This is a genomic window from Paracidovorax wautersii (assembly GCF_900113035.1).
Taxonomy (GTDB): domain Bacteria; phylum Pseudomonadota; class Gammaproteobacteria; order Burkholderiales; family Burkholderiaceae_C; genus Paracidovorax; species Paracidovorax wautersii.
Genome location: NZ_FONX01000013.1, coordinates 121,431 through 145,932, shown reverse-complemented (window position 1 = coordinate 145,932; position 24,502 = coordinate 121,431). Strand labels below are relative to the sequence as shown.

Sequence of the window (24,502 nt, the reverse complement as noted above, 5' to 3'; positions counted from 1 at the left end):
ACTCCATGAGCATCCAGACCGACGACTTCGCCCCCGTTCCTCCACCCAAGCGGGTGGTGTCCGCAGCCCCTGTTTCCCCGCAGGAAGAAGCGCTGGAGCGCGCCCTGCGCCCCAAGCTGCTGCAGGAATACGTGGGGCAGGCCAAGGCGCGGGAGCAGCTGGAGATCTTCATCGGCGCCGCCCGCAAGCGGTCCGAGGCGCTGGACCATGTCCTGCTCTTCGGGCCGCCCGGGCTGGGCAAGACCACGCTCAGCCACATCATCGCGGCCGAGCTGGGGGTGAACCTGCGCCAGACCAGCGGCCCGGTGCTCGAAAAACCCAAGGATCTGGCCGCGCTGCTGACCAACCTGGAAAAGAACGACGTTCTCTTCATCGACGAGATCCACCGCCTCTCGCCCGTGGTCGAGGAAATCCTCTACCCCGCGCTGGAGGACTACCAGATCGACATCATGATCGGCGAGGGGCCGGCCGCGCGCAGCATCAAGCTCGACCTGCAGCCCTTCACCCTGGTGGGCGCCACCACCCGCGCCGGCATGCTCACCAACCCGCTGCGCGACCGCTTCGGCATCGTCGCGCGGCTGGAGTTCTACACGCCCGAGGAGCTGGCCCGCATCGTCATGCGCAGCGCCGGGCTGCTGAACACCCCCATCGATCCCGAAGGCGGCTTCGAGATCGCCCGCCGCTCGCGCGGCACGCCCCGCATCGCCAACCGCCTGCTGCGCCGCGTGCGCGACTATGCCGACGTGAAGGGCGACGGGCGCATCACGCTGGACATCGCCCAGCGCGCCCTGACCATGCTCGACGTGGACCCCCAGGGCTTCGACGTGATGGACCGCAAGCTGCTCGAAGCCGTCATCCACCGCTTCGACGGCGGCCCCGTGGGGCTGGACAACATCGCCGCCAGCATCGGCGAAGAGTCCGGCACCATCGAAGACGTGATCGAGCCCTATCTCATCCAGCAGGGCTACCTGCAGCGCACCCCGCGCGGACGCGTGGCGACGCTGGCGGCGTTCCGGCACCTGGGGGTGACGCCACCCAAAGGGAGCGGGACGGATCTGTTCAATCTTTGAGATTTGGCCTGTGGCGCGGCGAGCGCCTCAGCGGGTGGGCAGCAGGGCCGCAAGTACCGAGGGCGAATGCCTTCAGGAATGCAGCTCGTCCCGCGCCGCTGCCGCGGCTTCCAGGTGCCCCACATCGCCCCAGCCGACCAGCGTCAGGCCGTCGGGCGTCCAGAGCAGGCGGTTGATGGCGGCGTTGCCCAGGTGCCAGGTGCGGGGGGCCTGGATGTCCTGGCCGGTGGCCAGGCGGTAGAGCGCGTCGAGCACGCCGCCGTGGGCTACCAGCACCACCTGTTCGCCGGCGTGGCGCGAGGCCAGGCGCTCGACGGTGCCGGCGATGCGGGCGCGCACCATGGTCAGCGATTCGCCGCCTTCGGGGGCGTAGTCGGGGTCGCGCTGGCGCCAGCGGCGGGCCTGCTCGGGCAGTTCGGCTTCGATCTCGGCGAAGGTGCGGCCCTGGAAGTGGCCGAAGCTGCGCTCGCGCAGGCCCTGGTCGGTGGCGAGCGGCGCGCCCGTGGTGCGGGCCACGGCCTGGGCGGTGGTGTGGGCGCGCTGCAGGTCGCTGGCGTAGATGGCGGCGATGGGCTCGTCCGCCAGGGCCTCGCCCACGCGCGCGGCCTGCCAGAGGCCGGTGTCGTTGAGCGGGATGTCGAGGTGGCCCTGGATGCGTGTATCAACGTTCCAGGCGGTTTCGCCGTGGCGGATGGCGATGATGCGGGTGGCTTGCTGTTGCATGCGGCGGCGTCAGGGCTTGGGTTGCGGCTGGGGCTGCAGCACCTGGGGCCGTGCCTGCGGCGCCGGCTGCACCACGACGCCGGCCGCGGGGGCGGCGCTGGGTGCCACGGTGATGGTGGCGGGGGCGCCGCCGGGGCTGATGGTGGTGCGCACCTGGCGCGGGCCGGCGGGCGGCTGCGGGAAGCCGGTGAGCGCCGCGTCGAAGAGGATGCCGAAGATGGCGGGGTCGTCCGTCCACACGTCTTCATAGACGGCCGAGGTCTCATAGACGATCTTCTGCGTGGCGGCGTCGCGCAGCACCAGGCTCACCTCGCGGCGGTGCAGCGTGGGCGGGCGGTCCATCCAGCTGCCGCCGAAGCCCCAGCCCATGCGGCGGCCGTAGCCCACGCCCCAGCCCCAGCCGAACGGGCCGTAGAACGGGTCGTTGTAGTAGGGCCAGGCCGGGCGCACGTAGCTGCCCTGGGCGGAGATCTGCAGCACCAGCCGGGCGTTGGTGTCGTCACGCTGCAGGCCCACGCGGGCGAGCGACTGCTGGGCCAGCGCCTCGATGGTGTTGAACGATGCGGCATGGGCGGCCTGCGAGGGCAGGCGTTCCAGACGGTAGGTGGGGGGCTGCGGCAGCGCGGTCAGGGTGGAGTAGCTGCGCACGTCGCTGTCCACCACGTGGGTGGTGGCGCAGCCGGCGAGCACGGCGGCTGCGGCACAGAGCATCAGGGAGCAGAGCCAGCGCACGATCGTCATGGTGTTGTCCTCGGAGCAGGATGAAAAGGTGATGAGGTTGAGCGGTGCGTGCTTGCGTGCTGGCCGGCCGGCTGGGGCCGCTCTCAGGTCAGCTGCACCACCTGCAGGCCGGGCAGGCCCGGCGCCGCGGAGGGGAAGCTTTCGGGGTCGAAGGCCTTGTCGCCGTCTTCGCTCGCCACGCCCGTGGCCTTGAGATTCTTGAAATCGTGCAGCGTTCCATCGAGCAGGTGCGAAGGCACGATGTTCTGCAGCGCGTTGAACATGTTCTCGACGCGGCCGGGAAAGCGCTTGTCCCAGTCGCGCAGCATGTCGCCCACCACCTGGCGCTGCAGGTTCTCCTGGCTGCCGCAGAGGTTGCACGGGATGATGGGGAACTGCCGGTGCTGGGCCCAGCGCGCGGTGTCCTTCTCGGGCACGTAGGCCAGCGGGCGGATCACCACGTGCCGGCCGTCGTCGCTCACCAGCTTCGGGGGCATGCTTTTCAGCTTGCCGCCGAAGAACATGTTGAGCAGCATGGTCTGCAGGATGTCGTCGCGGTGGTGGCCCAGGGCGATCTTGGTGCAGCCCAGCTCGTCGGCCACGCGGTAGAGGATGCCCCGGCGCAGGCGGCTGCACAGGCCGCAGGTGGTCTTGCCCTCGGGCACCACGCGCTTGACGATGCTGTAGGTGTCCTGGTTCTCGATGTGGAAGGGCACGCCCGTGGTCGCCAGGTATTCGGGCAGCACGTGCTCGGGAAAGCCGGGCTGCTTCTGGTCGAGGTTCACCGCCACCAGGTCGAAGTGGATGGGCGCGCGCTTTTGCAGCTTGATGAGGATGTCCAGCAGGGTGTAGCTGTCCTTGCCGCCGGACATGCACACCATGACCTTGTCGCCTTCCTCGATCATGTTGAAGTCCACGATCGCGCGGCCCGTTTCGCGGCACAGGCGCTTTTCGAGCTTGTGGTTCTCGCGCTCGATGCGCACGGAGGCGGCCTGGGGCGTGGCGGTGGGGGAATCGGTGGTGGTGGTGGACGCGGCGGCGTCGGCCATCCAGTCGGTGGACGCGGCGACGGCAGGGGCGGCGGCGTGGGGCAAGGCGGTCATGGGCGGCGGCAGGGCAGGCGGGGGGACAATCGGGGCCGGACGGGGGGTGGCGCTGGGCGCGGGGCGGTCCGGATGGGCGCCCGAGAAGAGGCCATGATTTTAAGGCGGCCCCGAAAAGGCCGCCGGCCCCGCCCGCCTTCGCCATTCCGTCCGCCGCTCCCTTCGCTGCCCTCTCGACTCCTCATGGCCCTCTCGCTGCCCCACTGGCTCCATTCCTGGCTGCAACGCCTCTGGCCCGCCGCCGGCCGGCCGGGCAGCGATGCGGCGCGCCTGCGCACCAAGGTGCTGGTGCTGGCGGTGGTGCCGCTCCTGGCCACGCTGGCGGTGGTGGCGGCCGTGGTGCGCCACCAGTCGCTGGACCTGGCGCAGCGCGAGCGCACGCTGGTCGAGCGCAGCTACCTGGAGCAGCGCCGCAACGAGCTGCGCAACTACGTGCAGCTGGCCCTGGGCACCGTGCAGCCGCTCTATGACAGCGGCCGCGACGACGAGGCCACGCGGGCCGAGGCGCTGCGCCGCCTGGCCGCGCTGGACTTCGGCAGCGACGGCTATTTCTTCGTCTATGACCTGCAGGGCCGGGCGCTGATGCATTCGCGCCAGCCCGAGCTGGTGGGCCGCAATCTCTGGGAACTGCGCGATCCGCAGGGCCGGCCCACCATCCAGCAGCTGATCGCGGGCGCCCGGGCCGACGGCGGCGGCTATGTCGAATACGCCTGGCCCAAGCCGTCCAGCGCCGGGCAGGTGCTGCCCAAGCTGGGCTACGTGACCACGCTGCCGCGCTGGAACTGGATGGTGGGCACGGGCCTCTACCTGGACGACATCGACGCCACGCTGGCCGGGCTGGAGCGGCAGGTCGAATCGAACGTGGCCGTCACCATGTGGTGGATCGCCGCCGTGGCGGCGCTGGGCTTCGCGGCCATCAGCGCCACGGGGCTGCTGCTGAACCTGAGCGAGCACCGCGCCAGCGAGGCGCGGCTGCGCGTGCTGGCGCGCCGCGTGGTGCAGTCGCAGGAAGAGGAGCGCGCCCACCTGGCGCGCGAGCTGCACGACGGCACCAGCCAGACGCTGGTGTCGGCCAAGCTGCTGATCGAATCGGCCGTCGAGGAACTGGGCCCGCAGCGCCCGGTGCCGGCCACGCTGGCGACGGCGCTGGAGCGGCTCAACGATGCGCTCACCGAAGTGCGCCGCCTCTCGCACGAACTGCGCCCGGCGCTGCTCGACACCCTGGGCCTGCCCGCCGCCATCGGACACCTGGCGCGCAGCTTCGGCGAACACGGCCCGCTCGCCGTGCAGGCCCATGTGGCGCAGCCGCCCGGCCCGCTGCCGCACGATGTGGCGACGGCGCTCTTCCGCGTGGCGCAGGAGGCGCTGACCAACGTGCTCAAGCACGCCCAGGCGCGGCAGGTGCATGTCACCCTGGACTTCGTGGGCGGCGGCGTGCAGCTGGAAGTGCGCGACGACGGCCGGGGCTTCGACGCCGATGCGCTGCGGCACGACCCTCACGCCGGCATCGGCCTGCGCAACATGCACGAGCGCATGGAGGCGCTGGGCGGACGGCTGGAACTGCGCTCCGGCCCCGGCGGAACGCGCGTGGTGGCCGAGGTGCCGGATACCATCCGCCCCGCATGACCCCGAACCCATGAACACGCCCGCCCGCATCCGCCTCTTCCTCGTCGATGACCACGCCCTGGTGCGCGACGGCCTGCGCGCGCGGCTGGCGCCGCTGCCCTGGATCGACATCGTGGGCGAGGCGGGCGGCGCGGCCGAGGCCGCCGGCCCCATCGCCGCGCTGGCGCCCGACCTGGTGCTGATGGACGTGGGCATGAAGGACATGAACGGCCTGGACTTCGCCGCCCAGCTGCTGGCGCGCCAGCCCGGCCTGCGCGTGCTGATGCTCAGCATGTACGACAACCCGGAGTACGTGCAGCGCGCCCTGCAGGCCGGCGCGCGCGGCTACGTGCTGAAAGACGCGCCCGCCGCCGAGGTGGTGGCCGCGCTGGAGGCCGTGGCCGCCGGCGGCACCTTCCTGAGCCCGGCCGTGTCGCAGCGGCTCTTTCGCAACCAGGCGCCCAAGCCGCTGCTCACGCCGCGCGAATGCGAGATCCTCTCGGCCCTGGGCCGGGGCGCTTCCAGCAAGCAGATCGCGGCCGACCTGGGCCTGAGCGTGCGCACGGTGGAGGCGCACCGCCAGAACATCCGGCGCCGGCTGGAGCTGGGCAGCCTGGCCGAGCTGATCCGCTACGCGGTCGAGCATGCGGCCGATCTGGGCAGTCCGGCGGGCGGCTGAGCGGGCGTCTGAACGGGCGATTGCGCCGGCCGGCACCGGGGTGCCGGCGCGCGCTCAGGGTTAACCCTTTTCGGGTTGAACCTTAGGCAATCCCACTCGGCTGGCCTACGCGGCAAGGCGGATGCGCGGCGGGGCGCGCATCGGGATACTTGGCGGCCCAGCCGCCTGCCGAGAGAACCCGCCCGAGGGGCAGGGCGGCCCGCTCCCCATCCAACGTTTCAGGAGACAAGTCCCCATGTCCCACATCCGCCGCCATATCGTGTGGCTCGCCATCGCGCTGCTCGGCGCCTGGGCGCTCGGCACCGTCGCGCTCACGCGCGGCGAGACCATCAGCGCGCTCTGGATCGTCGTCGCGGCGGTCTGCGTCTATCTGATCGCCTACCGCTACTACAGCCTGTTCATCGCCCAGCGCGTGCTGGGGCTGGACGCCACCCGCTCCACGCCCGCCTGGCGCCACAACGACGGGCTGGACTACGTGCCCACCAACAAGCACGTGCTGTTCGGCCACCACTTCGCCGCCATCGCCGGCGCCGGGCCGCTGGTGGGGCCGGTGCTGGCCGCGCAGATGGGCTACGTGCCGGGCCTCTTGTGGCTGCTGGCCGGCGTGGTGTTCGCCGGGGCGGTGCAGGACTTCATCGTGCTCTTCATCTCCACGCGGCGCGACGGCCGCTCGCTGGGCGACCTGGTCAAGCAGGAGATGGGCACCGTGCCGGGGCTGATCGCGCTCTTCGGCACCTTCATGATCATGATCATCATCCTGGCCGTGCTGGCGCTGATCGTCGTCAAGGCGCTGGCCGAATCGCCCTGGGGCGCATTCACCGTGGCGGCGACCATCCCCGTGGCGCTCTTCATGGGCGTCTATCTGCGCTACATCCGCCCCGGCCGCATCGCCGAGGTGTCGGTGATCGGCTTCGTGCTGCTGATGGCCGCCATCTTCGGCGGCCAGGCCGTGGCGGCCGACCCCGTCTGGGGCCCGGCCTTCACCTTCGACGGCAAGACGCTGACCTGGATGCTGATCGGCTACGGCTTCATCGCCGCCTCGCTGCCCGTGTGGCTGCTGCTGGCGCCGCGCGACTACCTCTCCACCTTCCTGAAGATCGGCACCATCGTGGCGCTGGCCATCGGCATCGTGGTGGTGGCGCCCACGCTGGAGATGCCGCCCATCACGCAGTTCGCGCAGGGCAACGGCCCGGTCTGGTCGGGCAGCCTGTTCCCCTTCCTCTTCATCACCATCGCCTGCGGCGCGGTGTCGGGCTTCCATGCGCTGATCTCCTCGGGCACCACGCCCAAGATGCTGGAGAACGAGACCCACGCCCGCTACATCGGCTACGGCGGCATGCTGGCCGAATCCTTCGTCGCCGTGATGGCGCTGGTGGCCGCCTCGTGCATCAACCCCGGTATCTACTTCGCCATGAACAGCCCCGCCGCGCTGGTGGGCAGCACGCCCGACGCGGTGGCGGCCACGCTCTCGACCTGGGGCTTCGTCGTCACGCCCGAGATGCTGGTGCAGACCGCCAAGGACGTGGGCGAGCACACCATCCTGGGCCGCGCCGGCGGCGCGCCCACGCTGGCCGTGGGCATGGCCCACATCCTCCACCAGGTCGCGGGCGGCCCGGCCATGATGGCCTTCTGGTACCACTTCGCCATCCTGTTCGAGGCGCTCTTCATCCTCACCGCGGTGGACGCCGGCACGCGCGCCGGCCGCTTCATGCTGCAGGACCTGCTGGGCAGCTTCGTGCCCGCGCTCAAGCGCACCGATTCGCTGCCCGCCAACCTGATCGCCACCGCGCTCTGCGTGGGCGCCTGGGGCTACTTCCTCTACCAGGGCGTGGTCGATCCGCTGGGCGGCATCAACACGCTCTGGCCGCTGTTCGGCATCTCCAACCAGATGCTGGCCGCCGTGGCGCTGATGCTGGGCACCGTGGTGTTGTTCCGCATGAAGCGCGAGGCCTTTGCCTGGGTGACCATCGCGCCGGCCGCCTGGCTGCTGGCCTGCACGCTCACGGCCGGCTGGCAGAAGATCTTCTCGGCCGACCCGAAGATCGGCTTCCTCTCGCACGCCGCCAAGTACGCGGACGGCATCGCCCAGGGCAAGGTGATCGCGCCGGCCAAGACGGCCGAGGCCATGTCGCGCATCGTGCTCAACGACCGCATCAACGCGGGGCTGTGCGCGCTCTTCATCTTCGTGGTGCTGAGCGTGCTGTTCTACAGCGTGCGCGCCTGCCTGCAGGCCCGCGCCGCGAACCGCCCCACGGCGCACGAAACGCCGTTCGAGGCCCTGCCCGAGGCCGCGCGATGAGCGGCGACCCCGCCGGTTCCTCGCCAGCCGGCCGACCCCTGCAGGCCGCGCGCGATGCGGTGCAGGCCGTCGCCACCGGCGGGCGCTACCTGGCGCAGTCGCTGCGCCTGATGGTGGGCCTGCCCGACTACGACGCCTACCTGAGCCACCAGGAGCGCACCCACCCCGGCGAGCCGGTGATGAGCTATGCCGAGTTCTTCCGCGACAGGCAGGATGCGCGCTATGGCGGCAAGGGCCGCATCAGCCGCTGCTGCTGAGAGCGCGGCTCACACGCCCCTTCTGGCGTCGTTGCCGCATCTGGTCGTAGCGCTGCTACTGCCTGCGATGCGGCGCCTAGCCAGAACCGCTTCGCTGGACCGTGTGAACCGCTGAAGGGCTTAGAACGTGTTTACGATCTCGCAGGGGATCGCGTTGGAACGCAATCGGGATGAGTGGATGCCTCGGATGCGCCGCATGGGCTGGTGCCCATGCAAGCAGCCGGGGCGTCCAATCGCCCGATTTCGCTCCAACCCGAAGGGCTGCTACGTCGGCGGGCGGTCTGCGGCGTTGCGGCGCTTGTGGATAGCCGCGCTATCCACTGCGCACCGCGCCTTGCATCCCATCCCGCCGACGTAGCTGCGCGACCCCTGGGAGATCGTAAACACGTTCTTAGATAACGGTCCGTTCACCTGGACCCGTTGCCGTGCCCGGCCCGCCCTGCGCCAGCAGCGGCGGCAGCCGGCTCGCCAGCAGGTCGATGGCCGCGCGCGTCTTGAGCGGCAGCGCGCGCGCCTGCGGCCACACGGCCTGCAGCGCATAGCCATAGGGCACGGGTTCCTCGGACACCCGCACCAGCGTGCCCTGCCGCACCGCATCGGCCACCAGCCAGGCCGGCAGCCGCGCGAGGCCCATGCCGGCCAGCGCCGCGAGCTTGTTGGCTTCCAGGCTGTTGCCGCTGAACGTGACCCGGGCCGGTGGGTGGAAGCTCTTCACCTGCCCATCGGCGCCGTGGAACTGCCAGGGATGGGGGCCGGTGTCGCGCGAGTAGCCGACGAAGCGGTGGTCGCTGCCCGCCGTGGCGATCATGGCCTCCAGATCGCCCGGCGCCGGGTGCCGGGCCAGGTAGCCCGGCGAGGCATAGACGCCCATCCACTGCCGCCCGAGCGTCCGCGCCGCCAGCATGCTGCTGTCGGCGAGCGGCCCGCTGCGGATGGCCAGGTCGATGCGCTCGTCCACCAGATCGACCACGCTGTCGCTGAACACCATCTCCAGCGACAGCTCCGGGTGCGCGGCGGCCAGCTCCAGCAGCAGCGGCGCCACCATCTCCCGGCCGATCAGCACCGGCGCCGTCACGCGCAGGCGGCCGCGCGGCGTGCTGCGGCCGGCCTCCACGGCGGCATCGGCCGCGTCCAGTTCCGACAGCGCCCGCCGACAGCGCTCGTAGTAGGCCTGGCCGTCTTCGGTGAGGCTCTGGCTGCGGGTGCTGCGCTGGAAGAGGCGCGTGCCCAGCCGCGCCTCCAGCCGTGCCACGCTCTTGGCCACGGCCGAGCGCGTGCGCTGCAGCCGCACGGCGGCCAGCGCGAAGTTGCCGGCCTCCACGGCCGCGACGAAGGCTTCGATGCCCGCCAGGCGCTCGCTCATTGAAGAATTCCTATCTCCAGTGCGTTGATTGAGATGCTCCACTAGCGAATGTAGCGCGCCAATAGCATGGCTGCATCGTCAATTCCTTCCTCGATGGAGATCCCATGCAAGACACCACCCTGCAACGCTGGCAGCTCACCGGCTACGGCCTGGAACACCTCGTCCGCTCCACCGCGCCCCTGCCTGCGCCCGGCCCGGGCCAGATCCTGGTGCGCGTGGAAGCGGCCTCGCTCAATTACCGCGACCTGCTCGTCGCCCGCAACACCTACCGCTGGGCCGCACCGCTGCCCTTCGTGCCGGCTTCCGACATGGCGGGCACGGTGCTGGCGGTGGGCGAGGGCGTGCAGCGCTGGCAGGGTGGCGAGCGTGTCATCAGCACCTTCATCGCGGGCTGGCTGGACGGCGCCGCGCCGGCTGCCAGCTTCACGCTCGGCGTGCCGGGCCCCGGCGTGCTCGCCACCCATGTGCTGCTCGATGCCGACTGGGCCACGCCAGCGCCCGCCACGCTGGATGCCGCGCAGGCCAGCACCTTGCCCTGCGCCGCGCTCACGGCGTGGTTCGCGCTGGTCGAGCAAGGCGGCCTGCACGCCGGGCAGACGGTGCTGATCCACGGCACGGGCGGCGTGGCCCTGTTCGGGCTGCAGTTCGCGCGGCTGCATGGCGCGCAGGCGATCGTGGTGTCGGGCAGCGAGGACAAGCGCGCCCAGGCGCTGGCCCTGGGCGCTCAGGATGTGCTGGCCCGCGATGCCGACTGGCCGGCCGAGGTCATGCGCCTGACCGAAGGGCGCGGCGCCGACCATGTGCTGGAAACGGTGGGCGGCCCGAACATCGGCCGTTCGCTGAAGGCGCTGGCGCGCGGTGGGCGCATCTCGGTCATCGGCGTGCTCGAAGGCGGTGCGATGGACGACTTCACCTTCGACGCCATCGGCCGCCGGGCCACCATCCAGGGCATCAGCGTGGGCCACCGCGCGGCGCTGGAGCGTATGGTGCGGGCCATCGACGTGAACCGGCTGCAGCCGGTGGTCGCTGCTGAATACGGCTTCGGCGAGGTGCCGCAGGCCTTCGAGCATCTGGCCCGGGGTGCCTTCGGCAAGGTGGTGGTGCGGATGTGAGAACGTGTTCACGATCTCGCAGGGGATCGCGTTGGAGCGCAATCGGGATGAGTGGATGCCTCGGATGCGCCGCATGGGTTCTCAGCCCATGCAAGCAGCCGGGGCGTCAAAACTCGTTGCCATGGCCCGATTTCGCACCAACCCGCAGGGCAGCGGTGTGGGCGGGCGGTCTGCGGCGTTGCGGCGCTTGTGGATAGCCGTGCTATCCACTGCGCACCGCGCCTTGCATCCCATCCCGCCCGCGATCAGGCTGCAGGCGGTGGCATGTCCACGCCTTCGGCCTGCGTGCTTTCGTGCGCCGCCTGGATCAGCCAGTCCTGCACGGCCGCCACCGCGTCCGGCATGGCGCGGCGGCGGGAGCGGATCAGGTGGTAGGCCATGCCCGGCAGCATGGGCCCATCGGCCACGCGCAGCAGCCCCATGCGCAGTTCCCGCTCCACCAGCAGCAGGCTCAGCAAGGCCACGCCCTGGCCCGCGACGGCGGCCTGGATGGCGTGGCTTTCCTCCGAATAGCGCAGCCCTGCCTGCAGGTCGGCACGGGGAAGGCCTGACGCATGCGCCCAGGCGTTCCAGGTCAGGTCCGGCGGCAATCGATGGTGCCAGTCGAAATGGATCAAGGGCCAGTGCGGCCAGCCTTTGTCGAGCACGGTCGCCAGTGCCGGACTGGCGACCGGCGCGAAGCGGTCCTGCAGCAGCAGGTGGACGTGCATGTCGGGGTAAGCGCCGCAGCCGTACCGGATGGCGAGGTCCACGCTGCCCGCATGCAGATCGGCGGGCGTGTTGGAGGCGTGGATGTGCAGGTCGATGTCCGGACGGGCGGCCTGCAACTGTGCCACCTTCGGCACCAGCCACTGGGTGGCGAAGGCGGGGGTCGTTGACAAGGTGACCGAGGCTCGGCGGGGCTGGCGGATCTGCTCCGTCGCCAGGGCGATGGCGTCGAAGCCGGCGCGCACGCCCGCCAGCAGGGTCTGGCCTTGCGCCGTCAGCTCGACGGCGCGCACCTTGCGCACGAACAGGGGGCATGCCAGGAAGGCTTCCAGCACCCGAATGCGGTGGCTGACTGCGGTGGGCGTGACCGCCAGTTCATCGGCGGCCTGCTTGAAGCTGCGCAGGCGCGCGGCGGCCTCGAAGGCGCGCAGGGCGCTCAATGGTGGGAGCCGGGTCAGCATGAACACATGATCTCATGTCATCCGTAGGCAGAGGAAAGATCGTTTGTCGCACAGTCATGCGCGTCGGAAACTTCTTTGGGTCAATGACTGTTTTTCATCTACCTGGAGGATTTTCCATCGTGACCACGCTCCTGCACATCGACGCCAGTGCCCGCCAGGGTCTCTCCGGCGAAACGCCACATGGCTCCCATACGCGCCGGCTGACAGCGCGATTCGTCCGGCGATGGCTGGAGGCGGAGCCCACGGCCCGGGTCATTCACCGCGACGTGGGCCAGCAACCTCCGCCGCCCGTGTCGGGCCGGTGGATCCATGCCGCCTTCACGCCCTTGTCGGCGCGCGAGCCGTGGATGCACGAAACCCTTCGCACCAGCGACGAGCTGATCGACGAATTGCTGCAGGCCGACCTGATCGTCGCCGGAGTGCCCATGTACAACTTCGGGCCGCCTGCGCAGTTCAAGGCCTATATCGACAACATCGTGCGCGTGGGGAGCACCTTCGGTTTCGACCGCAGCCGCAGCGGCGATCCCTACTGGCCCCTGCTGGCCGGCAGCGGCAAGCGACTGGTCATCCTGTCGTCGCGCGGCGACCACGGCTACGGGCCGGGCGGGCGCACCGCCGGGCGCAACCATGTGGAGGCCTCGGCCAGCACCGCCTTCGCCTACATCGGCGTGACCGATGTCCACGGCGTGGCGGTCGAATACGACGAGTTCGCCGATCAGCGCTTGGCGGAGTCTCTGCTGCGGGCCGAGGCCGAGGTGGACCGGCTGGCGTCGGTACTCGCGGACAAGGCCCCCCGCTGACGGCCAACTGCCCGACGGCCGTTCACCACTCGCCCGATTCCATCCGTATCGCCACTTCGCAGTCGTCGAAGATCTCCAGCTTGGCGATCTTCACGCGCACGCCGATCACGCCGGGCAGCTGCATCAGGCGCCGCGTGAGCTTGCCGATCAGGCTCTCCAGCAGGTTGACGTGCTCGGCCGTGCACTCGTCGATGATGATCTGGCGCACCTTGCGGTAGTCCAGCACGTGGTTGATGTCGTCGTCGTGCGGCAGCAGCGGCTGGCGGCCCTGGTTGAGTTCCGCGTCCACCTGGATGGGCTGGGGCGCGGTCTTTTCGTGTTCGAGGATGCCCAGGTTCGCGTCGAAGCGCAAACCGGTGAGCGTGAGGATCTGCTGGCCGCCGTCGGGGGTCATGGGGCTTCGTTCCTGAGAATCGATTCGTTGAATCGGAAGGTCTCCACGCCCACGAATTCGCAGTCGGGATAGACGTCCGGCTTGGCCGTGCGCACGCGCACCGCCACCACGCCGGGCTGGGCCATCAGCGTGGCGAGCAGCTCGTCGCCCAGCGTTTCCTGCAGGCCGATGGGGCCGCGGGCGATGCGTTCGTGGACGGCGTCGCGCACGAAGTCGTAGTCCAGCACTTCGGCGATGGCGTCGGCCTGGGGCGTGGTGTCGGCCAGGCGCACGTAGATGTCCACGTCCAGCGTGAGGCGCTGGGGCGCGGCCTTCTCGAAGTCGTGGATGCCGATCCAGGCCTGCACCGTGAGGCCGCGCAGCATCAGGCGCCGGCAGTGGGCCTGCAGCCAGTCCATGCGGCTCATGGGCGGCCTCCTTGGGTGGCCGATGCGGCGCCTTCCAGCACCCGCTCGGCCACGAACATGATGTCGCGCTCGGTGGGCACCAGGTGCTGGCCGTTGTCCACGCACAGGCTCATGCCGGTGATGCAGGAGTTGCCGGCGAGGAAGGCCGCCGCCTGCGCCACCTGGGCCGGGTCGATGGGTTGGCGCAGCAGGTTGGCATGGCTGGCGGCTGCGAAGTTCTCGGCCGTCTGCGGGCCGCTCTGGAAGAGCAGGCCGGGTGCCACCGCGTTCACGCGCACCTGGGGCGCCAGGGCCTGCGCCTGCTGCGCGACCGAGCGCTCCAGCGCCAGCTTGGACAAGGTGTAGGAGTAGTAGTCGGGATTCAAATTGAAGACCTTCTGGTCGAGCACATGCACGACGGAGGCGGCCGGCGCGCCCGCAGGGCCGCCGGCATGCAGGCCGTGCAGCAGCCGTGCCAGCGTGACGGGCACGACGAGGTTGGTGCGCATCTGCGCCCAGAGCGTTTCCTCGGCGAAGTCGGCGGCGGTGTCGGGTTCGAACAGCGAGGCGTTGTTGACCACGCAGTCCAGCCGCCCGCCGGTCTGCGCCAGCGCGCGGGCGAAGAGTTCGCGCGCGTCGGCCTCGGAATGCAGCGGGCCGGCGACGGCCACCGCATGCCCGCCCGCCGATGCGATCTGCGCCACCACCGCCTCGGCGTCATCCGCCGACTGGTGGTAGTGGCAGGCCACCTGCCAGCCCTGGCGGGCGAAGGCCAGGCACAGCTCGCGGCCCAGGCGCTTGGCGCCGCCCGTCACCAGCACCCAGCGGGCGGCTGCGGCGGCGGAGCGGCCGCGCGCGGAACCTGGGGCGGAATCGGGCAGGCGGGCGGTATCGCTCATAAGATGGAAGGCTGGTCAGAACAAGGCAGAAGGCCCGGCGCAGCGCCGGAAGGAACGAACGAGATGACGGTGAACCCTCAGAAAGAACAGGCGAGTGTAATGACGAACGCCCTGGCCGGCCGCGTGCGCGATGCCATCGCCGAGGCCGGCGGCTGGATCGGTTTCGACCGCTTCATGGAGATGGCGCTCTACACGCCCGGCCTGGGCTACTACGCCAATGAATCGCCCAAGTTCGGCACGCTGCCGGAATCGGGCAGCGACTTCGTCACCGCGCCCGAACTCTCGCCCGTCTTCGGCCGGGCGCTGGCCGCGCAGGTGCGCGAGGCGATGGACGCCACCGGCACCGACGAGGTCTGGGAATTCGGCGCCGGCTCCGGCGCGCTGGCCGCGCAGCTCTTGCAGACGCTGGGCGACCGCGTGCGGCGCTACACCATCGTGGATCTGTCCGGCAGCCTGCGCCGGCGCCAGCAGGCGGCGCTCGCCGCCTGGGAAGGGCGTGTCGCCTGGGCCGACCGCCTGCCCGAGCGCTTCGAGGGCATCGTCGTCGGCAACGAGGTGCTGGACGCCATGCCCGTGCAGCTGCTGGCGCGCCACGGCGGCGCCGGCACCGGCGTGTGGCACGAGCGCGGCGTGTCCCTGGGCGAAGCCGGCCAGGACGCAGAGGCCACTTTCGCCTGGGCCGACCGCCCCACCGCGCTGCGCCCGCCCGTCGAGCCCGAGGGCCCGCAGGATTACCTCACCGAGATCCACGCCCAGGGCGAAGGCTTCATGCGCATGCTGGCCCAGCGCCTGGCGCGCGGCGCGGCCTTCCTCATCGACTACGGCTTTCCCGAGGCCGAGTACTACCACCCCCAGCGCCACATGGGCACGCTGGTCTGCCACCAGGCGCACCAGGTCGATTCCGATCCGCTGGCCGATGTGGGCGCCAAGGACATCACGGCCCACGTCAACTTCACCGCCATGGCCCTGGCCGCGCAGGACGCGGGCCTGCACGTGCTGGGCTACACCACCCAGGCGCATTTCCTCATCAACTGCGGTCTGCTATCGCAATTGGAGCAGCTACCCCAGGCGGAGCGCGCGCAGGCGGCCAAATTGATGATGGAACACGAGATGGGCGAGCTCTTCAAGGTGCTGGCCGTGGGCGCGGGGCCCGAGCCCTGGCAGCCGATGGGCTTCGCGCAGGGCGACCGCACGCACCGGCTGTAGGGCCGGGCCGGTGCGCGGCGAGCCTGCCGGGAATCCATAGTTGTTTTGGTAGTTAACAACTGACGAAACATTGGTTCCCTGCAGAAGGCAGGCTGCCTAGAGTGCGGGGCATGGGTGCTGGCGAGGCCGGCCCGACCACCTCCCCGCAAAGGCGCCTTCCATGTCCGCAGTCCTGTCGTCTTCCGTCGAAACCTTCCCGCATGCCTCGGCTCCGTCCCAGGGCTTCGACATCCGCCCGCTGCCGGGGCCTCTGGGCGCCGAGGTGCTGGGGCTCGACCTTTCGCGCCCCTTGGGCGAGGCCGACTTCGCCCGGCTGCACCGCGCCCACCTGGACCACCATGTGGTGGTGTTCCGCGACCAGCGCATCACGCCGGCCCAGCACGTCACGTTCAGCCGCCGTTTCGGGCCCCTGCAGATCCATGTGCTGAAGAACTTCCAGCTCGCGGACCACCCGGAGATCCTGATCGTCTCCAACGTCAAGGACGAGGCCGGCCAGCCCATCGGCCTGGGCGACGCGGGCCACTACTGGCATTCGGACCTGTCGTACAAGGAGCGCCCGAGCCTGGGTTCGCTGCTGCATGCGCAGGAGCTGCCCGGCGAAGGCGGCGACACGCTCTTCGCCGACCAGCACGCGGCCTACGACGCGCTGCCTGCGGCGCTGAAGAAGGCCATCGCCCCGCTGCAGGCCGAGCACAGCTACCTCGCCAAGTACGAGGAGCTGCGTGCCCGCAACCCCTGGCGGCCCCAACTCACGGCCGAGCAGATCGCCGAGGTGGCGCCCGCCGTGCATCCGGTGGTGCGCACCCACCCCGAGACCGGGCGCCGCGCGCTCTTCGTCAACGAGCACTTCACCACGCGCATCGTCGGCCTGCCCGAGAACGAGAGCCGCGACCTGCTGGCCGAGCTCTTCGCCGCCGCCGTCCAGCCGGCGTTCGTCTATCGCCACCAGTGGCAGCCGCACGACCTGGTGTTCTGGGACAACCGCTCGGTGCAGCACCTGGCCGCCGGCACGCCCGACAGCGAGCGCCGCAAGCTCTACCGCACCACGGTCGAAGGCGATCTGCCCTTGTGACCCCGCCGGCTGAGCGGCCCCGGCGGCCGCGCAGTCCACTCACTTTTCGATAGCTGCTGGCGCCCGTCTTCCGGGCGCCGGGGCTGTGTTGTCCTTGAATAAACGAAAAAGGTCGTCGTCCATGCGCCATCGCTCCTCCACCCCCGCCTGGCAGGGCCTCACCCGCCGCGCCGCCACCCTCGCCACGGCGGCCGGCCTGCTGGCCGCAGGCCTGATCGCTCCCGGCATGGCCCGGGCCGAAGAGGGCCGCCTGCGCATCGCCCAGCAGTTCGGCATCGTCTATCTGATGCTCAACGTGGCGCAGGAGCAGAAGCTGATCGAAAAGCACGGCAAGGCCGCGGGCCTGGACATCCAGGTCGAGTTCCTGCAGCTCTCGGGCGGCTCCGCCGTGAACGACGCGCTGCTCTCGGGCAGCATCGACATCGCAGGCGCTGGCGTGGGCCCGCTCTTCACGCTGTGGGACCGCACGCGGGGCCGCCAGAACGTCAAGGGCGTGGCGTCGCTCGGCAACTTCCCGTACTACCTCGTCAGCAACAACCCGTCCGTGAAGACCATCGCCGACTTCACCGACAAGGACCGCATCGCGCTGCCCGCGGTGGGCGTGTCGGTGCAGTCGCGCGTGCTGCAGTTCGCCTCCGCCAAGCTCTGGGGCGAGGCGGCGTTCAACCGGCTCGACAGGCTCCAGGTCGCCGTGCCGCACCCCGATGCGGCGGCGGCCATCATCAAGGGCGGCACCGAGATCTCCGCCCACTTCGGCAACCCGCCGTTCCAGGAGCAGGAACTGGCCGGCAACCCGAAGGCCCACATCGTGCTCAATTCCTACGACGTGCTGGGCGGGCCCGCATCCGCCACGGTGCTCTACGCCACCGAGAAATTCCGCAAGGAGAGCCCCAGGACCTACAAGGCCTTCGTCGATGCGCTCGACGAGGCCGCGCGCTTCATCGCCGCCCAGCCCGAGAAGGCGGCCGACATCTACCTGAAGGTGACCGGCGCCAAGACCGACCGCGCCCTGCTGCTCAAGATCATCAAGAACCCCGAGGTGCAGTTCAAGACCCGGCCCGAGAACACGCTGGGCCTGGGCCAGTTCCTGCACCGCGTGGGCGCGATCCGGAATGCGCCCCAGAACGTGCAGGACTACTTCTTCACGGAGGCGCATGGCGATGCAGGCAGCTGACGTTCACACCCTGTCCGAGGTGCCCGCCCAGCGGCAGCGCCCGTGGCATCGCGCCCTGCTGGAGCGCGTGGAAGAAGAACTGGGCGGCCCGGCCCTCTGGTCCGGCGAGCCCGCCCCGGTCGCCGCCGGGCGGCAGGCCGCGAACGGTGACGGCACCGCGCCCGCCGTGGGCCAGCCCTTGCTGCAGGTGGAGGGCGTGAGCATAGACTACCGCACGCACGAGCGCGTGGTGCGCGCCACGCACCGCGTGGGCTTCGAGGTGCATGCGGCCGACCGCTTCGTGCTGCTGGGCGCTTCGGGCTGCGGCAAGTCCACGCTGCTCAAGTCGATCGCCGGATTCATCCCGCCGAGCGAAGGGCGCATCCTGCTGGGCGGCCAGGCCGTCACCCGGCCTGGCCCCGACCGCGTGGTGGTGTTCCAGGAATTCGACCAGCTGCCGCCCTGGAAGACCGTGCGCGAGAACGTGATGTTCCCGCTGCTGGCCGCGCGCCGCGTGGGCCGCGCCGAGGCCGCCGAGCGCGCCGCGCTCTATCTGGACAAGGTGGGGCTGACCCGGTTTGCCGACGTGCATCCGCACCAGCTTTCGGGCGGCATGAAGCAGCGCGTGGCCATCGCCCGGGCGCTCGCCATGCAGCCGCGCGTGCTGCTGATGGACGAGCCCTTCGCCGCGCTCGACGCGCTCACGCGCCGGCGCATGCAGGAGGAGCTGATCGCGCTGTGGGAGGAGTTCCGCTTCACGCTGATCTTCGTCACCCACTCCATCGAAGAAGCGCTGGTGGTGGGCAACCGCATCGCCATCCTGTCGCCGCATCCGGGCCGCCTGCGCGCCGAGATCAACAGCCACCAGTTCGGCCTGCACAGCCTGGGCGGGCGCGACTTCCAGGCCACGGCCCGGCGCATCCACCAGCTGCTCTTCGACGAGCCCGCCGCCGCGCCGGGGTCGGTCGCGGCCGATGCCGCGCAGCTGTCGCAACGCCCCGCCGACGGGCCGGGCCACCTGCCTTTCCGGATCTCCGTATGAACCAGGCCCTGTCTTCCTCCGCCGCAGCCATCCCCCGCGTTCCGCCCGTGCGGCCCGAGGCCGAACATGTGCTGCCCCCGCTCACCGGCATCGCCCCGGTGCAGCCGCTGCCACTGGCCGCCCGCATCTGGCAGCAGGGCGGGGTGCGGCGCCTGGTCATCCTGGCGGTGCTGGCCGTGCTCTGGGAGGTGGCCGCGCGCTGGCAGAACAACGACCTGCTGCTGCCCACCTTCCTGCAGACCGCGCGGGCGCTGTGGGAGGGCCTGGCCAGCGGCGAGCTGGTCGCCAAGACCGCCATCTCGCTGTCGGTGCTGCTCAAGGGCTACTTCGCCGGCATCGCGGGCGCCTTCGTGCTGACCACGCTGGCCGTGTCCACGCAGTTCGGGCGCGACCTGCTCTCCACGCTCACCTCCATGTTCAATCCGCTGCCGGCCATCGCGCTGCTGCCGCTGGCGCTGCTGTGGTTCGGCCTGGGGCAGGGCAGCCTGGTGTTCGTGCTGGTGCATTCGGTGCTGTGGCCGCTGGCGCTCAACACCTACGCAGGCTTCCAGGCCGTGCCCGAGACGCTGCGCATGGCCGGGCGCAACTACGGCCTCACGGGCATCCGCTACGTGCTGCAGATCCTGGTGCCGGCCGCGCTGCCCGCCATCCTCTCGGGCCTGAAGATCGGCTGGGCCTTCGCCTGGCGCACGCTGATCGCGGCCGAACTGGTCTTCGGCGCCTCCTCGGGCCAGGGCGGGCTGGGCTGGTACATCTTCCAGAACCGCAATGAGCTCTATACCGACAAGGTCTTCGCCGGCCTGGTGCTGGTCATCCTGATCGGCCTGCTGGTGGAAAGCCTGGGCTTTCACACGCTGGAACGGCTGACGGTGCGGCGCTGGGGCGTGCAGCGCTGATCGGCCCTCGGATCCGCTACTGTCCGCCTGCCCTTACGCATGCCGGCAGCGGCCTTGGACGGCTCAGGGCTGCGCCAGCAGCCGTTGCCCCGTGTCGTGGTCCGTGATGAGCGTGCTGATCCAACCGCCGCGCACGGCCGCCCGGATCGCCTCGAACTTCCTCGGGCCGCCCGCCACGCCGATGCGGCGCCGCGTCTGCAGAATCTGCGCCGCGGAAATGCCGATGACCCGTTCGTCGAACGAGGTCCGGATCGGCTTGCCGTCTGCATCGAAGAAGCGCATGCAGACGTCGCCGACCGCACCGGCCTGCTTGAGGTCGTGGAGATCCTGCTCGCTGAACACGTTGCCGCTCTCGCGCAGCATGCGCGACGGCGGGATGGCGCCGATGCCCATCAGCACGGCGGACAGATGGTCGAAATGCTCGATCGCCTGGCGGCAGGTCGGGTCGGCCAGCAGCGCTTGCTTGGCTTCGAGGCTCTGCACCACGCCCGGCGCCAGCATGAAGACCGGGTCCGCGCGCGTGAGCTCGGCCAGATGTTCCGTGAGCCGGGTCGCGAAGCGCTGGGCGACCGGAACGCCCACGCCCCCCAGCGCCTGCACGATGTGCCGCGTGGCGCCCGGGCCCGTCGGCCGCATCGCATTGACGGCGGCCAGCAGCGTGGAGCTCCAGGAAGAAACGCCCACCGACTCCATGGCCGGCAGGGTCAGCTCCAGGTAGCTGGCTACGGTGGAGCCCAGGGCGCGCGCCATGGCGTCGTCGTTCTGCTGTGCGGATTCCTCGACGCCGACGAGAACCACCTCGTCCAGGCCGTAGCGGTCTTCTAGGCGGAGCTCGTCATCCGCATGGATGCCTTCGGGTACATGGACCGTGATCTTGACGATGCCGAGCTGCTCGGCCTGCTTGAGCAGGCGGGATACCCGGGCCTGCGAAAGCCCGAGTTGCTCGGCGATGCTGGCCTGGCCGATGCCGCGCTCGTGATACATCCGCGCGATGCGCGTTGTCAGCCGCAGGAGGCCGGGCGAAGCGGAGCGGGCGGTGACCATGGATTTCATTATCGCAGGCGCCCTGGCAGCCTCTCGCCAGGCGGAGCGTGCTGCCGCCGCGGCCCTCCTCACGGAAGCGCTGCTGCCTTCACCAGCAGACGAATCCACCGTCGACGATCAGATCGACGCCGGTGCAGAACGAGGCGGCGCGGCTCGACAGGAAGACGGCCGGGCCCACCAGCTCATCGACGGTCGCCATGCGGCCCAGGGGCGTGTCGCGCTCGAAGATCTTGACCTGCTCGGCCACTTCCGGGCGCAGGTTCATCGGCGTGGCGGTGTAGCCGGGGCTGATGCTGTTCACACGGATGCCGCGGTCCGACCATTCCATGGCGAGGCTCTTGGACAGGTGCATGACCGCCGCTTTCGAGCTGTTGTAGTGCGCCTGCAGCAGTCCGCGGTTGACGATGCTGCCGGACATCGACGCGATGTTGATGATCGCGCCCTTGCGGCGCGGCAGCATGACCCGGGCCTGGGCCTGGCAGCTCAGGAAGACGCCATCGACGTTGACCGCATGCACCTTGCGCCACTGCGCGAACTCCATGTCCTCGGCCGGTGCGGCGTTGGCGATGCCGGCGGCATTCACGCCGATGGTGAGCGCGCCCACTTCCTGCTCGGTGCGTGCGACGGCGCGGTGCAGGTCGTCCGCCTGGGTAACGTCGCCCGCCTGGGTGATCGCGCGGCGGCCCAGGGCGCGGATCTTCGCAACGGTTTCTTCCATGCCGGCTTCCTGCTGCGGCAGGTCGAAGCAGGCGATATCTGCCCCGGCCTGTGCCAGCCCAATGGCCAGGCGCTGGCCGATGCCGCTGCCGGCGCCGGTCACCAGCGCTACTTCGCCGCTCAAATCGAAAAGATCCATTCTTCGGACTCCTGTTGTGTATGTGGGTTGTGAAAGCTGTGAAAACGATGGCGCTGCCATGCGATGCCTTCCCGCCGCCTGGCCGCCTGGCCTGGTCGCGCGAGGCGACTCAGGCCACGGCGAGCTCCATCACCCGCTGGCTGCTGGCCTCGGAGCGTGGCAGCACGCCCTGCACCTTGCCCCGCGCCAGCACCACGACGCGGTGCGCCAGCCCCAGGACTTCGTCCAGGTCCGAGCTGACGACGATGACGGCCATGCCCTCGCGTGCCAGTTGGGCGATGACCTCGTAGATCTGCGCCCGGGCGCCGACGTCCACGCCGCGTGTCGGCTCGTCGAGGATGATGACGCGCGGCCCGCGCGCCACCCATTTGGCGATCACCACCTTCTGCTGGTTGCCGCCGGACAGTGCACCCGCTCTCTGCTGCGGACCGCCCTTGATGTGCAGGCGCTCGATCAGGGCCTGGGCATAGGCCATGCCCGCCTTGGGCCAGAGCCAGCCGGAGGGCGCCACGTTGTCGAAATTGCTGTAGGCGAGGTTTTCCCAGATCGAATGGTCCAGCACGACGCCCAGGGCCTTGCGATCGTCCGGCACCATGACCACGCCCTGCCGGATCATGTCCTTGGGCGCCTCGGGCCGGACTGCTTCTCCGAAGACGCGCAGCGTGCCGCTGGCGATCGGATCGACGCCGGCGATGGCGCGCATCGCCTCCGTCCGGCCTGCGCCAGCGATGCCGGCGAAGCCGAGCACCTCGCCCGCGCGCACGGCAAAGCTCAGGTCGCTGAAGCTGCCGTCCGGTGCGCTCAGGGACTCGACCGCCAGCGCCACCGGCGCGGTCTCGGGCGGAACCGGAATCTCGGGGAACAGGCGGTCCACGCTGCGGCCCACCATGTCGCGCACCAGCATCGCGGGCGGGACCTGCGCGGTCGCGTGCGAGGCCACGTGCTCGCCGTCGCGCAGCACCACGACCCGGTCGCAGATCCGAGCGATTTCCGCGAGGCGGTGGCTCACGTAGATGAAGGAGACGCCCTCGCGCTTGAGGCGGTGCACCTGCTCGAAGAGCCGGTCGGTCTCCTCGTCGCCCAGCGCCGCAGTCGGCTCGTCGAGGATCAGCAGCCGGGCTTCGAGCGTCAGCGCCTTGGCGATCTCCACCTGCTGCTGCGCCGCCACCCGCAGCGTGCCCACCTTGCGGGTGGCGGGGACGTCCAGCCCCAGCCGCTGCAGCTGCGCCTGGGCGCGCTGCACCATGGTGTCCATGTCGATGCGGCCGTTCTTCATGAGCAGGCGGCCGACGAAGATGTTCTCGGCGATGGTCAGTTCGGGCAGCAGGCGCATTTCCTGATGGATCAGGCCGATGCCGGCACGCAACGCATCGGCAGGCGATTGCGGAGCATAGGGCTTGCCCTGCCAGGTCATGCGGCCACCCGGGTCGGGGCGCAGCAGCCCCGCGATCAGCGCGGACAGGGTCGATTTGCCGGCGCCGTTCTCGCCGAGCAGCGCCACGCATTCGCCGGGGCGCACGTCCAGGTCCACGCCTTTGAGCACGGTGACCATGCCGTAGGTCTTGGCGATGCGGCGCACGCACAGTCCGCCGTGGTCCGCATGAATGTCTGTGGATTGCATGTTCGGGCTGAAAAGAAAGGTCGGATGACGCCCGGGGGCGGCAGGCCACGCCGGGTGCCGCCCCCAAGAGGGCCGGCACCCGGCGTGCCGTGGATCAGGGGTGCTGTTTGATGAACTGGTCCACGTTGGACTTCAGCGTCAGCTTCGCGTCCGTCGGCTGGTCCTTGACCACCGGCTTGCCCGCCAGGATGCTGGTCACGGCATCGACGGCCATCTTGCCCATGGTCCAGGTCTGCTGGGTGGCGGTGGCGTCCAGCGTGCCGTTCTTGACCGCGACCAGGGCGCCTGGATCGCCGTCGAAGCCGACCACCCACACGCGCTGCGGCAGCTTGGCGAGCTTGACCGCCTGCGCGGCGCCCATGGCGATGCCATCGGCCTGGCCGATGACGACGTTGATCGACGGATCGCGCTGGAGCATGTCCTGGGCGATGCGGTTGCCTTCGTCGGCCGACCAGCGCTCGGTCCACTGATGCTGGGAGATCTTCATGCCGCAGGTGGCGAGGCCGTCGGTGAAGCCCTTGGTGCGATCGACTTCGGGCGTGGTGCCGCGTTGGCCGTGGATCATTACCGCCTTGCCCTGGCCCTTGGTCTGTTCGCAGATCCACTTGCCGAGCTCGGTGGTCGCCGCCACCGACTGGCCGTAGATGAAGGCATCGCCCGGGTTGGTCGGCACGTTGCGGTCCACGTTGACGACCGGAATATTGGCGGCTCGCGCGGCCCGCACCGGAACGGCCGCTGCCGTTGCGCCGGCGGGGATGTAGATCAGCGCGTCGATCTTCTGCGCGATCAGGTCCTGGATCTGGTTGACCTGGGTGGTCGCGTCGCCCTTGGCGTCCACGGTGACCACCTTGTAGCCCTGTTCCTTGCCGTGGGCTTCGACGCCCTGCTTGATCATGTTGAAGAAGTCGGCCTGCAGGTTGGCCACGGCCAGGCCGATGGTCTTGCCCTGGCCCGGGGCCTGCGCCTGAGCGGCAGCGCTGCAGAGGGCCAGGCCGGCGGCGGCGGCGAGGGCGAGGCGGCGGATTTTGAACAT

24 protein-coding genes are annotated in these 24,502 nt (G+C 70.2%); 12 read left to right on the top strand and 12 right to left on the bottom strand.

Annotated features, from left to right (window positions below):
- Nucleotides 1-5: 5 nt before the first annotated feature.
- Nucleotides 6-1,070: a Holliday junction branch migration DNA helicase RuvB gene (gene ruvB, locus BM070_RS17785; protein WP_092940683.1), complete on the top strand. Its 1,065-nt coding sequence runs from the start codon at nt 6-8 to the stop codon at nt 1,068-1,070.
- A 72-nt stretch (nt 1,071-1,142) separates the two neighbouring features.
- Here ruvB and BM070_RS17780 read toward each other — a convergent pair whose 3' ends face one another.
- From BM070_RS17780 to ttcA, 3 genes are all read right to left on the bottom strand, one after another.
- A complete protein-coding gene (locus BM070_RS17780) occupies nt 1,143-1,793 on the bottom strand; it encodes a histidine phosphatase family protein (RefSeq protein ID WP_092940682.1) in 651 nt (216 codons plus the stop codon).
- 9 nt (nt 1,794-1,802) lie between these two features.
- Nucleotides 1,803-2,534 (bottom strand): DUF4136 domain-containing protein, encoded by a 732-nt coding sequence (locus BM070_RS17775; protein ID WP_092940681.1) that lies wholly within the window; start codon nt 2,532-2,534, stop codon nt 1,803-1,805.
- A gap of 83 nt (nt 2,535-2,617) precedes the next feature.
- The gene (ttcA, locus tag BM070_RS17770) at nt 2,618-3,616 is read right to left on the bottom strand and encodes a tRNA 2-thiocytidine(32) synthetase TtcA (protein ID WP_434803198.1); all 999 of its coding nucleotides are present in this window, start codon (nt 3,614-3,616) and stop codon (nt 2,618-2,620) included.
- A gap of 183 nt (nt 3,617-3,799) precedes the next feature.
- On the opposite strand from ttcA, the gene BM070_RS17765 reads away from it, so the two are divergent.
- The 4 genes from BM070_RS17765 (at nt 3,800) to BM070_RS17750 (ending at nt 8,456) form a co-directional block, all read left to right on the top strand.
- The gene (locus BM070_RS17765; protein ID WP_092940680.1) at nt 3,800-5,242 is read left to right on the top strand and encodes a cache domain-containing protein; all 1,443 of its coding nucleotides are present in this window, start codon (nt 3,800-3,802) and stop codon (nt 5,240-5,242) included.
- A 10-nt stretch (nt 5,243-5,252) separates the two neighbouring features.
- Nucleotides 5,253-5,900, top strand: coding sequence for a response regulator (locus BM070_RS17760; protein ID WP_092940679.1), 648 nt, complete (start codon nt 5,253-5,255; stop codon nt 5,898-5,900).
- 235 nt (nt 5,901-6,135) lie between these two features.
- Nucleotides 6,136-8,199 carry a carbon starvation CstA family protein gene (locus tag BM070_RS17755; protein WP_092940678.1) on the top strand — a complete coding sequence of 688 codons (2,064 nt, stop codon included), beginning with the start codon at nt 6,136-6,138 and terminating at the stop codon, nt 8,197-8,199.
- 59 nt (nt 8,200-8,258) lie between these two features.
- Nucleotides 8,259-8,456 (top strand): YbdD/YjiX family protein, encoded by a 198-nt coding sequence (locus BM070_RS17750; protein ID WP_434803199.1) that lies wholly within the window; start codon nt 8,259-8,261, stop codon nt 8,454-8,456.
- Nucleotides 8,457-8,847: 391 nt separating this feature from the next.
- On the opposite strand, the gene BM070_RS17745 is transcribed toward BM070_RS17750, so the two are convergent.
- A complete protein-coding gene (locus BM070_RS17745) occupies nt 8,848-9,819 on the bottom strand; it encodes a LysR family transcriptional regulator (RefSeq protein ID WP_092940676.1) in 972 nt (323 codons plus the stop codon).
- 104 nt (nt 9,820-9,923) lie between these two features.
- On the opposite strand from BM070_RS17745, the gene BM070_RS17740 reads away from it, so the two are divergent.
- A complete protein-coding gene (locus BM070_RS17740) occupies nt 9,924-10,931 on the top strand; it encodes a zinc-dependent alcohol dehydrogenase family protein (protein WP_092940675.1) in 1,008 nt (335 codons plus the stop codon).
- 245 nt (nt 10,932-11,176) lie between these two features.
- On the opposite strand, the gene BM070_RS17735 is transcribed toward BM070_RS17740, so the two are convergent.
- Nucleotides 11,177-12,100 (bottom strand): LysR substrate-binding domain-containing protein, encoded by a 924-nt coding sequence (locus BM070_RS17735; RefSeq protein WP_092940713.1) that lies wholly within the window; start codon nt 12,098-12,100, stop codon nt 11,177-11,179.
- 119 nt (nt 12,101-12,219) lie between these two features.
- Here BM070_RS17735 and BM070_RS17730 point away from each other — a divergent pair, with 119 nt between their 5' ends.
- On the top strand, nt 12,220-12,900 hold the full coding sequence (locus BM070_RS17730) for an FMN-dependent NADH-azoreductase (protein WP_092940674.1): 681 nt from the start codon (nt 12,220-12,222) through the stop codon (nt 12,898-12,900).
- Nucleotides 12,901-12,922: 22 nt separating this feature from the next.
- Here BM070_RS17730 and BM070_RS17725 read toward each other — a convergent pair whose 3' ends face one another.
- From BM070_RS17725 to BM070_RS17715, 3 genes are read right to left on the bottom strand one after another with little or no spacing between them, the layout of a single operon-like run.
- On the bottom strand, nt 12,923-13,294 hold the full coding sequence (locus BM070_RS17725) for a dihydroneopterin aldolase (protein WP_092940673.1): 372 nt from the start codon (nt 13,292-13,294) through the stop codon (nt 12,923-12,925).
- Complete coding sequence (locus BM070_RS17720; protein ID WP_092940672.1) at nt 13,291-13,701, bottom strand: dihydroneopterin aldolase; 411 nt, start codon at nt 13,699-13,701, stop codon at nt 13,291-13,293. Before BM070_RS17720 ends, BM070_RS17725 begins: the two co-directional genes overlap by 4 nt.
- Nucleotides 13,698-14,579, bottom strand: coding sequence for an SDR family oxidoreductase (locus BM070_RS17715; RefSeq protein WP_092940671.1), 882 nt, complete (start codon nt 14,577-14,579; stop codon nt 13,698-13,700). Before BM070_RS17715 ends, BM070_RS17720 begins: the two co-directional genes overlap by 4 nt.
- Nucleotides 14,580-14,678: 99 nt before the next feature.
- Here BM070_RS17715 and BM070_RS17710 point away from each other — a divergent pair, with 99 nt between their 5' ends.
- From BM070_RS17710 to BM070_RS17690, 5 genes are all read left to right on the top strand, one after another.
- Nucleotides 14,679-15,785, top strand: a complete 1,107-nt coding sequence (locus BM070_RS17710) for a class I SAM-dependent methyltransferase (RefSeq protein ID WP_092940670.1) — start codon at nt 14,679-14,681, stop codon at nt 15,783-15,785.
- A 160-nt stretch (nt 15,786-15,945) separates the two neighbouring features.
- Nucleotides 15,946-16,857 (top strand): TauD/TfdA dioxygenase family protein, encoded by a 912-nt coding sequence (locus BM070_RS17705; RefSeq protein WP_092940669.1) that lies wholly within the window; start codon nt 15,946-15,948, stop codon nt 16,855-16,857.
- Nucleotides 16,858-16,978: 121 nt separating this feature from the next.
- Nucleotides 16,979-18,031, top strand: coding sequence for an ABC transporter substrate-binding protein (locus BM070_RS17700; protein ID WP_092940668.1), 1,053 nt, complete (start codon nt 16,979-16,981; stop codon nt 18,029-18,031).
- The gene (locus BM070_RS17695) at nt 18,018-19,052 is read left to right on the top strand and encodes an ABC transporter ATP-binding protein (RefSeq protein ID WP_245785281.1); all 1,035 of its coding nucleotides are present in this window, start codon (nt 18,018-18,020) and stop codon (nt 19,050-19,052) included. Before BM070_RS17700 ends, BM070_RS17695 begins: the two co-directional genes overlap by 14 nt.
- Entirely contained in the window at nt 19,049-19,948 is a 900-nt protein-coding gene (locus BM070_RS17690; RefSeq protein WP_092940667.1) for an ABC transporter permease, read from the top strand. Before BM070_RS17695 ends, BM070_RS17690 begins: the two co-directional genes overlap by 4 nt.
- A 63-nt stretch (nt 19,949-20,011) precedes the next feature.
- Here BM070_RS17690 and BM070_RS17685 read toward each other — a convergent pair whose 3' ends face one another.
- The 4 genes from BM070_RS17685 to BM070_RS17670 form a co-directional block, all read right to left on the bottom strand.
- A complete protein-coding gene (locus BM070_RS17685; RefSeq protein ID WP_092940711.1) occupies nt 20,012-20,992 on the bottom strand; it encodes a sugar-binding transcriptional regulator in 981 nt (326 codons plus the stop codon).
- 88 nt (nt 20,993-21,080) lie between these two features.
- Nucleotides 21,081-21,848: an SDR family oxidoreductase gene (locus tag BM070_RS17680; protein ID WP_092940666.1), complete on the bottom strand. Its 768-nt coding sequence runs from the start codon at nt 21,846-21,848 to the stop codon at nt 21,081-21,083.
- 109 nt (nt 21,849-21,957) lie between these two features.
- Entirely contained in the window at nt 21,958-23,469 is a 1,512-nt protein-coding gene (locus tag BM070_RS17675; RefSeq protein WP_092940665.1) for a sugar ABC transporter ATP-binding protein, read from the bottom strand.
- 94 nt (nt 23,470-23,563) lie between these two features.
- A complete protein-coding gene (locus BM070_RS17670) occupies nt 23,564-24,502 on the bottom strand; it encodes a substrate-binding domain-containing protein (protein ID WP_092940664.1) in 939 nt (312 codons plus the stop codon).

Bases quoted from the DNA above. Each gene is read 5' to 3' on its own strand.
- ruvB (WP_092940683.1), top strand. From the start codon at position 6: ATGAGCATCCAGACCGACGACTTCGCCCCCGTTCCTCCACCCAAGCGG.
- BM070_RS17780 (WP_092940682.1), bottom strand. From the start codon at position 1,793: ATGCAACAGCAAGCCACCCGCATCATCGCCATCCGCCACGGCGAAACC.
- BM070_RS17775 (WP_092940681.1), bottom strand. From the start codon at position 2,534: ATGACGATCGTGCGCTGGCTCTGCTCCCTGATGCTCTGTGCCGCAGCC.
- ttcA (WP_434803198.1), bottom strand. From the start codon at position 3,616: ATGACCGCCTTGCCCCACGCCGCCGCCCCTGCCGTCGCCGCGTCCACC.
- BM070_RS17765 (WP_092940680.1), top strand. From the start codon at position 3,800: ATGGCCCTCTCGCTGCCCCACTGGCTCCATTCCTGGCTGCAACGCCTC.
- BM070_RS17760 (WP_092940679.1), top strand. From the start codon at position 5,253: ATGAACACGCCCGCCCGCATCCGCCTCTTCCTCGTCGATGACCACGCC.
- BM070_RS17755 (WP_092940678.1), top strand. From the start codon at position 6,136: ATGTCCCACATCCGCCGCCATATCGTGTGGCTCGCCATCGCGCTGCTC.
- BM070_RS17745 (WP_092940676.1), bottom strand. From the start codon at position 9,819: ATGAGCGAGCGCCTGGCGGGCATCGAAGCCTTCGTCGCGGCCGTGGAG.
- BM070_RS17740 (WP_092940675.1), top strand. From the start codon at position 9,924: ATGCAAGACACCACCCTGCAACGCTGGCAGCTCACCGGCTACGGCCTG.
- BM070_RS17735 (WP_092940713.1), bottom strand. From the start codon at position 12,100: ATGCTGACCCGGCTCCCACCATTGAGCGCCCTGCGCGCCTTCGAGGCC.
- BM070_RS17725 (WP_092940673.1), bottom strand. From the start codon at position 13,294: ATGACCCCCGACGGCGGCCAGCAGATCCTCACGCTCACCGGTTTGCGC.
- BM070_RS17720 (WP_092940672.1), bottom strand. From the start codon at position 13,701: ATGAGCCGCATGGACTGGCTGCAGGCCCACTGCCGGCGCCTGATGCTG.
- BM070_RS17715 (WP_092940671.1), bottom strand. From the start codon at position 14,579: ATGAGCGATACCGCCCGCCTGCCCGATTCCGCCCCAGGTTCCGCGCGC.
- BM070_RS17710 (WP_092940670.1), top strand. From the start codon at position 14,679: ATGACGAACGCCCTGGCCGGCCGCGTGCGCGATGCCATCGCCGAGGCC.
- BM070_RS17705 (WP_092940669.1), top strand. From the start codon at position 15,946: ATGTCCGCAGTCCTGTCGTCTTCCGTCGAAACCTTCCCGCATGCCTCG.
- BM070_RS17700 (WP_092940668.1), top strand. From the start codon at position 16,979: ATGCGCCATCGCTCCTCCACCCCCGCCTGGCAGGGCCTCACCCGCCGC.
- BM070_RS17695 (WP_245785281.1), top strand. From the start codon at position 18,018: ATGCAGGCAGCTGACGTTCACACCCTGTCCGAGGTGCCCGCCCAGCGG.
- BM070_RS17690 (WP_092940667.1), top strand. From the start codon at position 19,049: ATGAACCAGGCCCTGTCTTCCTCCGCCGCAGCCATCCCCCGCGTTCCG.
- BM070_RS17685 (WP_092940711.1), bottom strand. From the start codon at position 20,992: ATGGTCACCGCCCGCTCCGCTTCGCCCGGCCTCCTGCGGCTGACAACG.
- BM070_RS17680 (WP_092940666.1), bottom strand. From the start codon at position 21,848: ATGGATCTTTTCGATTTGAGCGGCGAAGTAGCGCTGGTGACCGGCGCC.
- BM070_RS17675 (WP_092940665.1), bottom strand. From the start codon at position 23,469: ATGCAATCCACAGACATTCATGCGGACCACGGCGGACTGTGCGTGCGC.
- BM070_RS17670 (WP_092940664.1), bottom strand. From the start codon at position 24,502: ATGTTCAAAATCCGCCGCCTCGCCCTCGCCGCCGCCGCCGGCCTGGCC.